14 protein-coding genes are annotated in these 14,643 nt (G+C 69.9%); 10 read left to right on the forward strand and 4 right to left on the reverse strand.

Features of this window, described 5'->3' with window-relative positions; translation table 11 throughout:
• Nucleotides 1–16: 16 nt before the first annotated feature.
• Nucleotides 17–1,645 carry an ABC transporter substrate-binding protein gene (locus ABEB03_RS05750; protein ID WP_345642131.1) on the reverse strand — a complete coding sequence of 543 codons (1,629 nt, stop codon included), beginning with the start codon at nucleotides 1,643–1,645 and terminating at the stop codon, nucleotides 17–19.
• Nucleotides 1,646–1,857: 212 nt separating this feature from the next.
• Here ABEB03_RS05750 and ABEB03_RS05755 point away from each other — a divergent pair, with 212 nt between their 5' ends.
• Nucleotides 1,858–2,598 carry a FadR/GntR family transcriptional regulator gene (locus tag ABEB03_RS05755; protein WP_345644101.1) on the forward strand — a complete coding sequence of 247 codons (741 nt, stop codon included), beginning with the start codon at nucleotides 1,858–1,860 and terminating at the stop codon, nucleotides 2,596–2,598.
• Between the two features lie 442 nt (nucleotides 2,599–3,040).
• Nucleotides 3,041–3,538: a protein-tyrosine phosphatase family protein gene (locus ABEB03_RS05760; protein WP_345642134.1), complete on the forward strand. Its 498-nt coding sequence runs from the start codon at nucleotides 3,041–3,043 to the stop codon at nucleotides 3,536–3,538.
• Here the strand turns inward: ABEB03_RS05760 and ABEB03_RS05765 are convergent.
• The gene (locus tag ABEB03_RS05765) at nucleotides 3,504–4,334 is read right to left on the reverse strand and encodes an ABC transporter permease (RefSeq protein ID WP_345642137.1); all 831 of its coding nucleotides are present in this window, start codon (nucleotides 4,332–4,334) and stop codon (nucleotides 3,504–3,506) included. The two genes, ABEB03_RS05760 and ABEB03_RS05765, sit on opposite strands and share 35 nt — an antisense overlap.
• The gene (locus tag ABEB03_RS05770; RefSeq protein WP_345642140.1) at nucleotides 4,331–5,245 is read right to left on the reverse strand and encodes an ATP-binding cassette domain-containing protein; all 915 of its coding nucleotides are present in this window, start codon (nucleotides 5,243–5,245) and stop codon (nucleotides 4,331–4,333) included. The genes ABEB03_RS05765 and ABEB03_RS05770 overlap by 4 nt, the downstream gene beginning before the upstream one ends.
• A 133-nt stretch (nucleotides 5,246–5,378) precedes the next feature.
• On the opposite strand from ABEB03_RS05770, the gene ABEB03_RS05775 reads away from it, so the two are divergent.
• Both ABEB03_RS05775 and ABEB03_RS05780 read left to right on the forward strand, forming a co-directional pair.
• Nucleotides 5,379–6,614, forward strand: coding sequence for a sensor histidine kinase (locus tag ABEB03_RS05775; RefSeq protein ID WP_345642143.1), 1,236 nt, complete (start codon nucleotides 5,379–5,381; stop codon nucleotides 6,612–6,614).
• A complete protein-coding gene (locus tag ABEB03_RS05780; protein WP_345642146.1) occupies nucleotides 6,614–7,273 on the forward strand; it encodes a response regulator transcription factor in 660 nt (219 codons plus the stop codon). The genes ABEB03_RS05775 and ABEB03_RS05780 overlap by 1 nt, the downstream gene beginning before the upstream one ends.
• A 16-nt stretch (nucleotides 7,274–7,289) precedes the next feature.
• Here ABEB03_RS05780 and ABEB03_RS05785 read toward each other — a convergent pair whose 3' ends face one another.
• Nucleotides 7,290–7,730 (reverse strand): GNAT family N-acetyltransferase, encoded by a 441-nt coding sequence (locus ABEB03_RS05785; RefSeq protein ID WP_345642149.1) that lies wholly within the window; start codon nucleotides 7,728–7,730, stop codon nucleotides 7,290–7,292.
• A 203-nt stretch (nucleotides 7,731–7,933) separates the two neighbouring features.
• Between ABEB03_RS05785 and ABEB03_RS05790 the strand changes: the two genes are divergently transcribed.
• Genes ABEB03_RS05790 through ABEB03_RS05815 form a run of 6 tightly spaced genes read left to right on the forward strand, consistent with a single transcriptional unit; the run spans nucleotide 7,934 to nucleotide 14,503 of the window.
• Entirely contained in the window at nucleotides 7,934–8,734 is an 801-nt protein-coding gene (locus ABEB03_RS05790) for an SCO2525 family SAM-dependent methyltransferase (protein ID WP_345642152.1), read from the forward strand.
• Between the two features lie 24 nt (nucleotides 8,735–8,758).
• Complete coding sequence (locus ABEB03_RS05795) at nucleotides 8,759–10,597, forward strand: SCO2524 family protein (protein WP_345642155.1); 1,839 nt, start codon at nucleotides 8,759–8,761, stop codon at nucleotides 10,595–10,597.
• A 1-nt stretch (nucleotide 10,598) separates the two neighbouring features.
• Nucleotides 10,599–11,507 (forward strand): SCO2523 family variant P-loop protein, encoded by a 909-nt coding sequence (locus ABEB03_RS05800; protein ID WP_345642158.1) that lies wholly within the window; start codon nucleotides 10,599–10,601, stop codon nucleotides 11,505–11,507.
• The gene (locus ABEB03_RS05805) at nucleotides 11,504–12,469 is read left to right on the forward strand and encodes an SCO2522 family protein (RefSeq protein ID WP_345642162.1); all 966 of its coding nucleotides are present in this window, start codon (nucleotides 11,504–11,506) and stop codon (nucleotides 12,467–12,469) included. The genes ABEB03_RS05800 and ABEB03_RS05805 overlap by 4 nt, the downstream gene beginning before the upstream one ends.
• A 1-nt stretch (nucleotide 12,470) precedes the next feature.
• Nucleotides 12,471–13,439: an SCO2521 family protein gene (locus ABEB03_RS05810; RefSeq protein ID WP_345642167.1), complete on the forward strand. Its 969-nt coding sequence runs from the start codon at nucleotides 12,471–12,473 to the stop codon at nucleotides 13,437–13,439.
• Nucleotides 13,440–13,480: 41 nt separating this feature from the next.
• Nucleotides 13,481–14,503: a DUF6879 family protein gene (locus ABEB03_RS05815; RefSeq protein WP_345642170.1), complete on the forward strand. Its 1,023-nt coding sequence runs from the start codon at nucleotides 13,481–13,483 to the stop codon at nucleotides 14,501–14,503.
• Nucleotides 14,504–14,643: the final 140 nt, after the last annotated feature.

Genomic DNA, 14,643 nt, shown 5'->3' on the forward strand with positions numbered 1-14,643 from the left:
CGGACTCCTCCGTCGCCTAGACCCACTTGGCCTGGAGCAGGTTGATGCCGGGGTACGGCTGTGCCCTTATCCCGGTGAGCCGTTTCGCGTTCCACGCCGTCATCAGCTCGTTGTGCACGACCGGGTAGAGCACGGCCTGTTCGGCGACGATGTCGATGTAGTCCTGGATCATCGTCTTCTTCTTGTCGGCGTCCGGTTCCTGCGTCGCCTGGTCCATGTCCTTGAAGAGCTTCTTGGCGACGGGGTCGCCGGCCCAGCGGGCGTAGCCCATCCAGAGGTTCTCGGGGCCGTAGTTGTAGTGCATGATCAGGTCGGCGTCGAGGCCGAACTGGTTGGGGTTCGAGGCGGCGGCGACGACCTGGTAGTCCTGCTTCTGGTCCATCTTGGTGAAGACGGCCGTGGTCTCCTGCGGGGCCAGGGTGGTCTCCACGCCGATGGCGTCCCAGGACGCCTTGACGGTCGGCAGGCAGTCCACGATCCAGCTGACGTTGACGGCCAGGATCTCGATCTTCAGGCCCTTGACCCCGGCCTCCTTCAGCAGCTTCTTGGCCTTCTCGGGGTCGTATCCGTAGACGGTCTTCGCGGGCCGGTAGGACGGGTTGGCCTCGTTGAGGAACGACGAGGACGGCTTGCCGTGCCCCTTGAGGGCGACCTCCACCATCTTGTCGGTGTCGATGGCGTAGTGCAGCGCCTGGCGCACCCGCACGTCGTCGAAGGGCTTGTGCTTCGTGTTGAACATGAGGAAGAGGTTGTTCATGCCCGCGCCGCCCTGGACGTCCATGCCGCCCTTCTTGAGCTGCTCGATGTTGGCGTACGGGATGTTGTCGGCGATCTGTGCGCCGGCGCTGGCCCCGGAGATCTTGGCGACGCGGGGTGCGGCATCCACTATCGTCAGCCAGTTCATCTTCTTGAACGCGGGCTTGCGCGGGCCGTTGTAGGCGGCGAACGCCTCGAAGGTGGTGTTCGACTTCGGGTGGTGCGCGGTCTGCCGGTACGGCCCCGAGCCGATGGCCTTGCCCTTGATCGCGTCGTCCCAGGCGCCCGGCTGCGAGAACACGTGCTTCGGCATGATCTTCGCGAGGGTGAGCCGGGAGATCCCCTCGGGGAAGGGGAACTTGAGGACCAGTTCGACGTTCTGCGCGTCGATCTTGCGGACCTCCTTCAGCCAGCTCGCGAAGAAGCCCTTGGCGAGGGTCTGTGTCTTCGGGTCGAGGATGCGGTCGAAGACGAAGACCACGTCGTCGGCGGTGACCGGCTTGCCGTCGTGGAACGTGGCGCCCGCCCGCAGCGTGAACTTCCAGGAGGTGCCGCCGAGGTCGGAGGGCACCTCGGTGGCGAGCGCGGCGTACGGCTCCCGCGAGATGGGGTCGGTGTCGAGCAGGCCCTCGTAGATGTGGTTGTTGGCGGCCATGCAGAAGGCGGACGCGGTCTGGGTGGGGTCCCAGCTGCCGTCGTTGCCGTAGCCGATGACGGCCGTCAGGGTGGCGTCCTTGCCGCCGCCCCCGCCGCCGGTGTCGTTCGTGGACTCCGGCCCGGACGAGCAGGCCGCCAGTGACGAGGAGAGGGCGGCGGCCGCGCCGAGTGCGCCGGTGTACCTCAGGAACGACCGGCGGTGCAGCGTCGGAGTGTGGGTCACGTCGCGCACGGTTCCTCCAGCAAGGAGTGGTCCAGCGGATGGGAGATACGACGTCCTACGTCATAGGGGGCAGCGTGACCATAAGAGGGCCCGTGAGGACGGTCAAGGGATCGCACACGAATGGCGTATGTTCCACAGGTGCGACCAATGACGGTGAGAATCAGGCTAGTTGGCGTTTAATCAGCCCGGAGGTGGGACGTCCGATGTCCAGCGAGCGTACGATGCGGCGCATGTCAGAGGAGAGCGGGTACCGGCGCCGGCCCGAGCGCCGGGTGAGCAGTCAGATCCAGCGCGAGGTCATGCAGCTGATCCTCGACCGCAAACTTCCGGCCGGGGCGGCGCTGCCCACCGAGACCGAGCTGATGACCGATCTCGGCGTGAGCCGGAACTCCGTCCGTGAGGCGCTCAAGGCCCTCCAGGCGCTCGACATAGTCGAGATCAGGCACGGCTACGGCACCTACGTCGGCCAGGCCTCCCTGACGCCCCTCGTCGACGGCCTCACCTTCCGCACACTCGCCCAACTGGACGACGAGACGGGTGCGCTCGCGGAGATCCTCCAGGTCCGCGAGGTACTGGAGGAGGGGCTGATCCGCCGGGTCGCCGCGACGCTCTCGGAGGAGGAACTCGACCGGCTCGAAGAGGTCGTGGCCCGGATGGAGGAGGCGGGGCGCGAGGGCGTGCCCTTCCCCGAACTGGACCGGGAGTTCCACGAGCTGCTGTACGCGTCGCTGGGGAACGCGCTGGTGCCGCAGCTGCTCGGTGCCTTCTGGACCGTCTTCCGGCGAGTCGCGGGGGTACGCGGCTGGACCGACGACCCGGCGCCCGAGGTGACCGTCCGCCGCCACCGCGACATCGTCACCGCGCTGCGCGCCCGGGACGTCGAGGGTGCGCAGCGGGCGATGGCCGACCACTTCCGCGGCATCGAGTCCCGCGCCGCCCAGGCCACCCGAGGCGTGAGCTGACCCCGGGCGCCGCCCCGACGTCCCGGATCCCTGGGGCTCCGCCCCGGACCCCGATCGGCCTGGACGGCCTCGTCCTCAAACGCCGGACGGGCTGGGGGTCTCCTGCCCTCGGCCGGAACTCCCCGTCCCCGGGACTCGCCGTCTCCGGGACTCGCCGTCTCCGGGACTCGCCGTCTCCGGGACTCCGCGTCCCCGGGTGCTGCCCGTCCGCGACAGCGTTCTTCGCCCCCTCCACCCCTGCCCGTCCCGTACCCGGGGCTGCGCCCCGGACCCCGCTCCTCAAGCGACGGAGGGGCTGTTTCAGCCCGTCCGGCGCTTGAGGACGAGGCCGTCCAGGCCGATCCGGGGGTCCGGGGGCGGAGCCCCCAGGGACAAGGGACGGGCAGGGGCGGAGGGGGCGAGAACCCCGCCGGTGACCGCCCGCGCGCCTAGGCTGGGCCGCATGGAAGGGACTTGGGATCCGGACGGCGCCGGCGTGCTGCGGCTGCCCTCCGGCCGACTGGTACGGGGAAGGGCGCTGCGCCACGGGCCGGCACCGGACGGAGCGCGGCCGACGTACGGCGTGTACCTGCTCGGCAAGCGGCCCCCCGAGCCCCCCTGGGACGCACACTGGCTGCGCTGGCCGGACTTCCGCCTCCCCGCCGACCACGCGGAGGCCCGCACCGTCCTCACCGGGGCCTGGCACCGCGCGGAGACCGGCCGCGTCGAGATCGCCTGCGGCGGCGGCCGCGGCCGCACGGGCACGGCCCTCGCCTGCCTCGCGGTCCTCGACGGCGTACCGCCCCACGAGGCCGTGGACTACGTGCGCCGTCACTACGACCGGCACGCCGTGGAGACACCGTGGCAGCGCCGCTACGTACGCCGCTTCGCCGACCCCGCCCCGCCGCGGCCCGCCCGCGCCCGGCTCACACGTCGCGGCGGTCCACCGACAGCACGGTGACGACCGCGGCGACCGCGGCCCACGCCGCGTAGGTGGTCCAGCCGCCCGCGACGGTCGCCTGGTATCGCGGGACCAGCGTGTAGGGGCTGTGCCCGTAGTCGATGTCGACCAGCCGTGACCAGGCGTTGATCGGCTGGGCATGCCGGACGGCGGCCGTCCACCGGTAGCGGTCGGTGATGAACGCGGGGATCAGCAGGAGCACGGCGGTGGTGGCGACCATCGTGGTCGCGCTGTGCCGGATCAGCGCGCCCAGGGCCATGCCGGCCAGCGCGCCGACGGGGGCGAGCAGCGCGGACGCGGCGACGACGCGGAAGGCGCCGGGGTGACCGATCGGGACGCCGGCGCCCCGGGTGGACAGGATCGCCTGGGTCGAGGCGAAGGAGACGCCCGCGACGAGCGCGCCGTACACGGTCATGACGGCCGCCACCAGCGTCACCTTCGCCGCCATCACCGCCCGCCGGTCGGGGACCGCCGCGAACGTCGTACGGATCATCCCCGTCGCGTACTCGCCGACGACGGTGACCGCGCCGATGCTCGCCACGGCGAGGAGCAGGATCATCGCGGAGCCGTCGGTGAACGCGTCGCGCAGGGCCAGTTCGACGACGCTGTCCCGCTGCGACGGGTCGAAGCGGGGGTGGTCGCCGGCGTCGACCCGGGCCGCGTTCGCGTTGAAGGCGATGACGGCCAGCGCTCCGGCGCCGAGCGCCCAGTACGTCGAGCGCAGGGACCGCATCTTGATCCACTCGGCGGCGAGGAGGTCCGTGAACCGGGCGGCGGGCGGGGCGAGGGTCGTCATCGGGTGTCTCCGGCGAGGAATTCGGCGCTGTCGGCGGTCAGTTCCATGAAGGCGGCCTCCAGGGACGCCGCCTGCGGGGTCAGCTCTTCGAGCAGGATCCGGTGGTGGAGGGCGAGTTCGCCGATGCGGGCCGCGCTCAGGGCCGTCACCTTCAGGGTCCGTTCGTCGTACGGCGCGACCGCCGCGCCCTCGGCGGACAGCACCGCGGCCAGCCGTCCGGTGTCGGGCGTGCGGACCGTCACCGTGAGCCGGGTGCCACGTGCGGCGAAGTCCGTGAGGCTCTCCGCGGCGATCAGTTCGCCCCGGCCGATGACGATCAACTGGTCGGCGGTGTGCTCCATCTCGGACATGAGGTGGCTGGAGACGAACACCGTGCGGCCCTCCGCGGCGAGCCTCCGGAAGAGTCCGCGCACCCATCGCACGCCCTCCGGGTCGAGGCCGTTGAGGGGTTCGTCGAACAGCAGCACCGGCGGGTCGCCGAGCAGCGCCGTCGCGATGCCGAGGCGCTGCTTCATGCCGAGGGAGTATCCGTCGACGCGGCGCCCGGCCGCAGGGCCCGACAGCCCCACCTCCTCCAGCACCTCGTCGACCCGCGTGGAGGGGATGCGGTTGCCGCGGGCCAGCGCCGACAGATGGGCACGTGCGCTGCGTCCGCCGTGCACGTCGCCCGCGTCGAGCAGCGCGCCGACGTGCCGCAGTCCGCGCGGCCGCTCCCGGAAGGCCCGGCCGTCGACGGTGGCGGTGCCGCTGGTCGGGGCGACCAGGCCGAGGAGCATGCGCAGGGTCGTCGTCTTGCCCGCACCGTTCGGGCCGAGGAACCCGGTGACGTGCCCGGGGCGCACCCGGAACGACAACTGCCGTACGGCCGCGGTGTCTTTGTAGCGTTTGGTCAGTTCATCGACTTCGATCACGAGAACACCGTCCCGCCGCGGCGCGGCCGGGGGCATCGGCCCCGCGCGGACATTGGCCGGGCGCGGATGCCGACCCTGGTCGTACGTCCCCGGGACGATGCCCGCGCGCACGGCGCACACCTACGATCACCGCATGCACGTGACGCCGCCCCTTCCCCTGCTCAAGCGTGTGCCGCCCGGTGCGTGGGTGGCCGTGGCCTGGTGCGCGAGCGCCGTGTTCACCTTCCTCGCACGCCTGCGGCTGCCCGGCGAGGAGGCCCCCAGCGAGCAGGTCGCAGCTCAGTTCTTCCGCTGGGACGGCCTGTTGATCCTGGCGATCGCCTGCGCGCTGGCCCTGGTGGCCGGCCGTCAGCTGTCCCGCCGGCCGCTGACCGCCCTCGCCCTGCTGCTGACGGCGGCGGCCTTCGTGACGACCAACCTGGCTGTCGGGGCTATCCAGTCGGCGCAGTTCCTCGCCGTCGACCTCGCGCTCTACTTCATCGCGGCCAGCCGTCCGCACCGGACCGGTGTCGTCGCGCTCGGCATGTCCCTCGCCGTGCTGGTGGCCTGGCTCGCGGTGCGGCTGGCGTGCGGATGGGGCGTCGGCACGCTGGCGGGGCTGACCGTTGCGCTCACCGCCGTGGTCTCCTGGCTGCTCGGGGACGCCTCACGCCGCACCCGCGAGTACGCGGAGACGCTGCGCGTGCGTGCCGCCGCCCAGGCCGTCACCGACGAACGTCTGCGCATCGCCCGCGAGATGCACGACATGGTCGCGCACAGTATCGGCATCGTCGCCCTCCAGGCCGGGGCGGCGGCACGGGTCGTCCACACCCGGCCGGACGCGGCGCGCGAGGCGATGACGGCGGTGGAGACGGCGGGCCGCGAGACCCTGGCGGGGCTGCGGCGCATGCTGGTCGCGCTGCGCGAGGCCGACCGGTCCCGGAGCCCCGGCACCGGTCCGTCTTCGGACGAGGAGGAGTCGCGGTTGCGCCCCGCGGAGGGGCTCGCCGACCTCGACCGGCTGGCCGCCGTCACGACGGCCGCGGGCGTGCGCGTCGAGGTCAGCCGGCGGGGCGAGCCGCGCCCGCTCCCCGCGGACATCGACCTGTCCGCGTTCCGCATCGTCCAGGAGTCGGTGACGAACGTCGTGCGGCACGCGGGCACGACGGCCTGCCGGGTGACCGTCGACCACCGCGACGGCGAGGTCGTCGTCGACGTCACGGACGACGGCCGGGGCCAAGGCAGCACCACCGACACGGGCTTCGGGCTTCTCGGCATGCGGGAGCGGGTCGCCCTGCTGCACGGCGAGTTCAGCGCCGGACCCAGGCCCGAGGGCGGCTTCCGGGTGACGGCCCGCCTTCCGCTCCCCGCGACGGCGGTGGCCCCGTGATGCCGGTCCGCGTGGTCCTGGCCGACGACCAGCAGCTCATCCGCACGGCCCTGCGCATGGTCATCGCCGACATCGAGGACGTCGAGGTGGTGGGCGAGGCCGCGAACGGCGAGGAGGCGGTGACCCTGACGGCCGAACTGAGCCCAGACGTCGTCGTCATGGACATCCGCATGCCGGGCATGGACGGCATCGAGGCGACGCGCCGGATCACCGTCGGAGGCGGGGAGTCGAGGGTCGTCGTCCTCACCACGTTCGACGACGACGACTACGTGTACGGGGCGCTGCGCGCGGGCGCGTCCGGCTTCCTCGTCAAGGACATGGCGCTGGACGACATCATCGGCGCCCTCCGCGTCGTGGCGGCCGGCGACGCCCTGATCGCACCCGGCGTCACCCGCCGTCTCATCCGCGACTTCACCGCGGTCCACCCCGAACAGGCGCGGACACGACGGGAGTTGAAGGGCATCACCGACCGGGAGCGCGAGGTCCTCACCCTGGTCGGCACGGGCCTGTCCAACACCGAGATAGCCGAGCGGCTCTTCATCAGCGTGGCCACGGCGAAGACGTACCTCACCCGTCTGCTGTCCAAGCTGGACGCCCGGGACCGGGTCCAGTTGGTGATCATCGCGTACGAGGCGGGGCTGGTGTCCGTGGACCGGTGAGCGCTCTGTCTCCGCGTCACAGGCGCAGCATCATCAGGAGCCGGTCCTCGCCCGGGCCGAAGTAGCCCTTCTCCGAACCCTGGTGCACGAAGCCCAGCGATCTGTACAACGCGATCGCGGTGTCGTTGGCGGGCTCGACGCTGAGCCACACCTCGGGCACGCCATGGTCGCGCAGACTGTGGAGTGCTTCGCCCATGAGCCGCCGCCCCAGCCCTTGCCCACGCAGATTCTTCGTGACGCCCAGGCCCAGAACCCAGCTCTTCCGACGGTCCGGTGCTGTCGCGCTCAGTACGTATCCGCAGAGGGACGAGCCGTCGTCGAGCACGAGAAAGTCCTTGGCGCACACGTCGAAGAACTGGCGCAGGACGAAGTAGGGGTACGTGAAATCCGGGAACAACTCCGCGTCCAGTTGGTGGAGTGCGTTCAGGTCCTGCTCGGAGGCGCCTCGTACCTGCAAGGGTCGGGAGCAGGAATCCGATGGGAGCGGCTCCCAGGGAAGGGCGGGCATCGGGACAGCATCGCGTGGCGCGATATGGCCCTTCAAGGGGTGGTCGGCAGTTGTATTCCTGACTGCCCCAGTGCGCCCCCCATGCATCGTGTGTCGATTCGGATCGTGTCTGAAGGACGTCCGGTTCCCCCACGTGGTTGATACCTTGTGGCATGGATTCGAGATCGCCGGGGGACGGTATTGATCAACTGAATGCGGACGTCGCCTGGGACACGTTCGACCCCGCCGCCTACATTGATCACAACTACCGCCACATGCTTGACGAGGACCAGGAGATCGTTTCCATCGTCCGGCGCCATTTCTCCGATCACTTCCGTAGAAATCCGGGCCGCCGGATCGCGGGAATCGACGTGGGTGCCGGGGCCAATCTCTATCCCGCCCTGTCCATGCTTCCTTGGTGCGAAGAGATCACATTGCTGGACCGTTCGGCCGCGAACGTGGTCTACCTGAAAAGCCAGGTGGCAGAGTACGACGCGAACTGGGATCAGTTCTGGGACGTCCTGTGCGAGGACGAGTCGTACACCGCGCTGGGAGACGACCCGCGGGTGCGGTTCCGGCAGGCCGCACGGGTCGAACAGGGCGACCTCTTCGACCTGGCCGGTCGCCGGGGGCGCTGGTCCGTGGGCACCATGTTCTTCGTGGCCGAGTCACTGTCCACCTCCCACGAAGAGTTCCGGCGTGGGGTGGAGAGCTTCATGCGTGCCCTGGTCCCCGGAGCGCCCTTCGCGGCCGCTTTCATGGAACATTCCCGGGGATACGACGTGGGGGACTGGCACTTCCCCGCGTGTGACATCAGTGAAGCGGACGTGCGGGAGTGCATTGAGGGATACACGGGAAAACTGGAGACACGTCATATCGGGCAACCGAATGTGGTGCGCGAGGGATACTCGGGAATGATCGTGGCCTGGGGCCTGCGTGATCCTGACGCCTGTGTGACGGATTCGGCGGGATGACGTCATCTCTGAGGGGGGATGGGGATGCGGATCAAGCCGCGACAGCACCTGTTGGACATATGGCGTGCGACGGCCCGGAATTCCTTCGACGGGGGTGAATGGTCCTGGGGTGAGTGGGGCGGTCTCAGCAGTGTGGCCGATGCGGAGCGGTTGCTCTGTCTCATGTATCCGGCCACCGAGATCCCGGGATTCCGCCTGGACACCCCGGATCTCACACAGGACGACGTGGTGCGGGCCCTGGGCGGCGCCGGCGGAAGGACGGAGATCCCCGCGCTCCTGATCGGGGCCGTCGCCGACTTCATGCACGCGCACACCGGCCGTGACGGCAGGCCCACGTTCGCCGGCGGCCACTACTTCGCGCCCGAGGACCCTGGCCGGCAACTCACCGCCGAACAGCGGGAGGCCGAGGTGGTGGACTCCTACTCGATGTCCGTCACCCTCTGCCTCGCCACCCTCGGCTTCCTCAAGGTGTACGAGACGAACACAGGCCGCAGAGACGTGCTGCACCTGATCGCGGAGCTCCGGAACGCGTGCGGCAGACGGCTCACCGCCGCGATGGTCGGCCTGTTGCGCTCCTTCACCGTCAAGGTCTTCGACGAGGGGTCGTCCGAGGGACGCACTCTCTGCGAACTCCTCGGCCAGGGGCAGTTGCCCGCGCGCCTCGTCCCGCAGGAGTTCCGGCGTCGTTTCGGGGCACTCCGCACCACTCTCGGTGAAGGTCCCTTCCTGGGCATCGACGTGCAGGAAGCCCTTCGTGACGAAGGCATGCTCTTCGAGTGCGGCTGGTCCTGGAGCCTGGTCAGGGACGCGCCCTGGGTGGAGGTGGACGCGGACATCGGCAGTCAACCGCAGGGCATCGCGGCCCCCGTACCGCATCTCTACTTCACTGTCGTGGCCCTCGACGGCATCCAGGACCTGTTCTCGGACCGCACCCTCACCCTCGGCCTGCTCGACTGGGAACAGCAGAAGCTTGCCGAAGCCCTCCGACTGCGGTGGGAGATCACCCAGCAGTACTGGTCGGGTATCGCCCGCTTCACCGACGAGTGCTGGCCACTGGAGGACATCCCCTGGCGCACCACGGGCCGGCAGTTGGAGTCCCCCTACTTCTCGCTCTCCGTCGCCGCCATCCTCGTCCAGGACCTGGTGCGCCGCCGGGCCACCGACGAGGACCTCACCCGCACCGTCGCCGTGATGGAGCGTCTCGCGGACCGCGGCCGCATCACCGCGCGCATGACCCGTGAGGACGCGGCCCTCGCACTTCATCGTCCCGGAGTCGCACTGCCCCTGGACGGCAGCGAGGCCCTGGGGCCCTCGATGCGATGGACGATGACCGACTTCTCGGCCCAACTGCTCAAACGGACGATCCAGCTCTGCGCTCTGTCCCGCAACCTGCCCGCGTACGACCGGCTGGTGCGGCTCGCGGAGCACGTCTTCGAGCACGTGTGGCAGCGCCGCATGACGGGGGGCGAGGGACCGGGACTGTGGGACGACGTCCAGGCCGTCTACCCGGAAGCACCGGATCGGGAACGCCCTCCGTCGTGGGCGGTCACGGAGCGCGTCACAGAATGCATGGTCGCCGCGCATCACCTGTACGAGCAGAACCCGATCCGCAGCGCCGAACTCGCCGCATCGGCGACCGCGTTGCTCAATGAGGCCACTCATCTTCTGGGACGCGAGCAGCTCCAGGCGGAGCCGACCGCCGACGGCCAGAGGGGCAGGGCGCTGAAACGAGCCGAAGTCGCACTGCGCCGCGCTGATCGGATTCTCCACGAACAGCCGGGCACGGCATACGCGTTGACCGTGTCGGTGCTCAGCGAACTCGACGCCCTGGCGCAGGCCAGGCACGACGGTCAGGGGGTCTGAGGTGATCGTCTTCGCCGCCTCCGACAAGGGAGGCACCGGCCGTTCCGTCACCAGCGCGAACCTCGCCTATCAGCGGGCACTGGCCGGGGACGAGGTGTGCTACCTGGACTTCGACTTCGGCTCGCCCACCGCCGTCGCCGTCTTCGACCTACCCGGAGCGCCGCGTGGTGACGGTCTGCACGCCTATCTGACAGGGCACACCGGCGAACCGCTCCGCCTGGACGTCTGGAGACTCACCGAGCACGCGGTCCTGCGGCACAAGCCCAACGGAGCGGGCCGCCTCGTCCTGCTCCCCGGGGACGGCGGTGGCGGTGAGTTCGCCACGGACCAGGAGGTCGTCCAGCGCTGCGCGGATCTCATGCTTCGGCTGAACAGCGAGTTCGACCTGATCATCGTGGACCTGAGCGCCGGACGCAGCTACGCGGTGGACATGGCTCTCGAAGTGACCGCGCGACCGGAGATGCGCGGTGTCGAGACCCGGTGGCTGGTCTTCCACCGCTGGACCCGACAGCATGTGATGGCCGTGCACGGACTGGTGTTCGAGGAGTTCGGCATCCTGGAAGCAGGGGCGGACCGGGGACACGACCAGGCCGTGCTGCGCGACGCCATCCGCTTCGTCCGGGCCGCGGTGCCCGATCCCGATTCGCCGTTGTGGTCCCATGTGTCTCCCGCCCAGTCCGCCTGGATGCGCGCGTGCGACGAGACGTTGCGGCGACTGGCCGCCGAGCTGGGCATCGGCGACAGCAGGGTGCTCGGCACCGTCCCGCTGGAACCCGTCCTGCAATGGAGGGAACAGCTCATCACCGACGCGGACGTCGTCTCCACCCAGATCGCCAACAAGGAGACCCTGGAGGCCTTCACGGAGCTGGCCCGACGACTGACCGACGACACGTACTGGGGGCAGCTGTGACCGAGCACGTCTTCCGGGAGACCACCGCGGAGCCCAGCACACGGTCCGTGCCGCTCTCGCACCTCTCCCTGGAGCTGGGCCACCTCTACATGGAGGACATCGAAGGCGGGCCCGAACGCCTGCGACAGCACTTCGAGCGGGTACGGCCCTGGGTGGACGCGGCCCGTGCGGACGCGGCCGTCGGAATCCGGGGCAGGTCGCCCCGGATCAGCACCTGCTTCCTGATCGACGACTACTTCACCCGCTTCTCGTCGCCCGCCGAACTCGTCCCGCTGGTGCTCGGAGAGGCCGCGCGAGCCGGACTGGTCATCGACTACCTGGCCCGGGAGTCGGGTTGCGCCGTGGCGGACAAGGTTCCGCTGGCCGAGTCCATCGCCCAGCGCCTCGTCGAATCGCCGCCGCCCGGCACCTACGGTCTGCGACCGCCCGTCAGCGAGACCGGCTGGCTCGCCAACGGCGAACGCGTCCAGCGCTCCAGGACCTCTCGGGCGATGTCGGCCGCCGCGGAGTGGCGGCCGCCTCGCGAGACGGCCGCCAGACGTCACTCGATCTACCTCGACGTCGAACTGTGGGACCACGACAAGGACGGGCGCCGCACCTGGTCCTGCCCCTTCCTCGCGGCGGTCTGGCAACTGGCCAGGCTCGGCCTGCTCCGCAACGAGGGCGAGCCCGTGCTCAGCCCGCGCCCGTGGAGCTCCGGCACCTTCCCCCGTGAGTGGGACGACATGCCTCCGCTGCTCCAGCTCAACACCGCCGCGGCACCGTTCAGCGCCTACCGCACCTGTTCCGTGCTGCCCGCCCGGTTCCTTCCCGTCGAGCACGCCGTGCGCGTCGTCCTCGATCAGACGGACGTGGACAGCGGGGCCCTGCGGCAGATCACCGAGCGCTCCCGGCACGAGGGCGCGTCAGTGCCGGACGCCGTCGCGGACCGCGTCGCGTACGTCTTCTACCGGGGGTTGTGACATGCGGCCCCCGACGGACGCGGCGACCGTCGTGCTGACGTGCGGCGAAGTACGCACCGGTCTGCTGCCCTCCTTCCAGCCGCTGGACTCCCGGGCCGCTGCCCATTTCCTGCAACTGCGCGCCGACGAGCGGGTACGCGTCTCCGAGCGCCCCCAGCTGTACGCGCTCTCGCCGGACACGCTGACGGGCGTGGACTGCCGGCTGCCCGCCGTCGACGGAGCGAAGGTGCGCGTGGTCGGCACCGTGGCCGCTCGCGCCGTGCTGACCGAAGGGCGTGTCCTCCAGGCCACCGCGTACTTCGGGGCGCCGGCCGCGGGCCCCGACCGACGACAGCCATGGGGCCACTACCTGGTGCGCCCGGGCCTTCTCGAGCCCTTCGGGAGACTGCCGGAGCAGGCCGTGGCGAAGGGAGTGCTGAGGGGACCGCAGAAGGGGGAGCTGGATCTCGGCCTGATAGCCGAGGGTCTGCTCGGCCAACTCCGCAGACACCCGCTGCTCGACCAGAACGCCCCCTTCAAATCCGCGGGCACCCGCTTTCGCTGGGTGGCGCGGCGCGCCCCGGACGGCGAAGGCCCCTCGATCACCCGCTTCACTCTCGCCGAGGACCAGCTGCGCACCGTCGAACTGCGCGTCCCCGCGGCGCAGGAGGCCTCGGCGGTCGCGGGTCTGTGCGAGGATCTGGCGCTGCACGACTGGCTGCTGACGACGGTCGTGCGGATGCTGGACACCAGCCGCCTCGGAGCGGCGGGCGGGGCCGCGGCGGTGCTGGCGCTGCGGCCGGCCGTCGATCACCTGCTGCACCTGTGGATGCCGACGGCACGCGTGGACCGGACCCTGAGCCCCCTGTGGGAGGTGCTGGAACGGGAGCCCGGATTCAGCCGCCAGTGGCAGACCTCGGTGCAGCGCATCAGGGACCAACTGGCCCTCCAGGCAATACCGTTGCTGCGCGAGGCACTGGCATCGCGCTGACCGGAGCTATCCCGGTTTCGATTCCGGCGGGGGAGACAGGAATGGACGGATCGTCAGGGGCGTCGACACCGGCATCGGGTTCGTCGTCCGCGGAGGGCCTGCGCATACCGCCGGTCCTGCTGAAGACACTGGTCACCGCCATCGTGGCCACGATCGCCTATGTGATCACCAATCTGATCGACCAGGAGCAGGACAAGCTGTGGCAGATCGCCGTGTCCGTCGTGATCGGCGGCGCGACCCTGATCGTCCAGTACATGATCGAGTTCGAGCGGCGGCTGACCCAGGTGGTGGGCGGTCAACGCACCCACGCGGACGACGTCGTGGACCGACTGACCGCCCATCACGGTGAGATGCAGACCCTGGTGGACCAGAAATTCGCCGACATCAGTGAAGCGACCGAACTCTTCTGCGAGCTCGACCGATCGGTACTGCGCTCCGACGGGGTACCGCGATTGGCCCGGAGCGCCACGCGTGTCACCTCGTTGGGCCACGGCCTGGTGAGCGACTTCGCGCACGAGGAGATCGAACGCCTCGCGTCGATGATGGAGAACCTCACCTCGCTGAGTACCGACTGCCCCGGGGAGAACCACGACTGGCTCATGGCCCTCACGAAGTGCGCCAAGGTCACGATGGACGCCACCAGCAGCTTCGTGGAGCGTGACTACTGGAACAGCGAGCCCGCGCTGCGCTATCTGCAGGCTCAGGCGGATGCGATGCAGCAGCGCGGGATGAGTATTCGGCGACTGTTCATCGTCCAGAGGCCGGAGCACGTCGACAACGATCTGCGCCGGCTGTGCGAGTCGCAGAGTGACATCGGCATCGAGACGCGGGTGGTGACCGTCTCCGAACTCCCGCTGAGAGTACGACGCGGTACGACGAACGACTTCGTCATCTTCGACGACGAGCTCTGCTACGAAGTCGAGCCGGACCTGCTGCAGATGAACGCCAAGACCACGCTGAACGCGCGCGAGGACCATGTCAGGCAGCGGATCAAGCGGTTCGCGGAGCTGTGGGACGTGGGCGAGGGCGTCGCAGGTAACTCGGCTGCGACCACCGGCGCTTGAGGGGCACGCCGACACGGATCGGACGAACTTCGCCTGACGGGCCCTGACAGCCCTGACGAACGGCCGGGGTCGTGGTCTGACGACCGCACCCTCCGGGGACGAATCGTTTCGGCATGATCTATTCCGTAGATTTGGGTGAA

The sequence above is a fragment of the Streptomyces siamensis genome (assembly GCF_039543605.1).
Classification (GTDB): domain Bacteria; phylum Actinomycetota; class Actinomycetes; order Streptomycetales; family Streptomycetaceae; genus Streptomyces; species Streptomyces siamensis.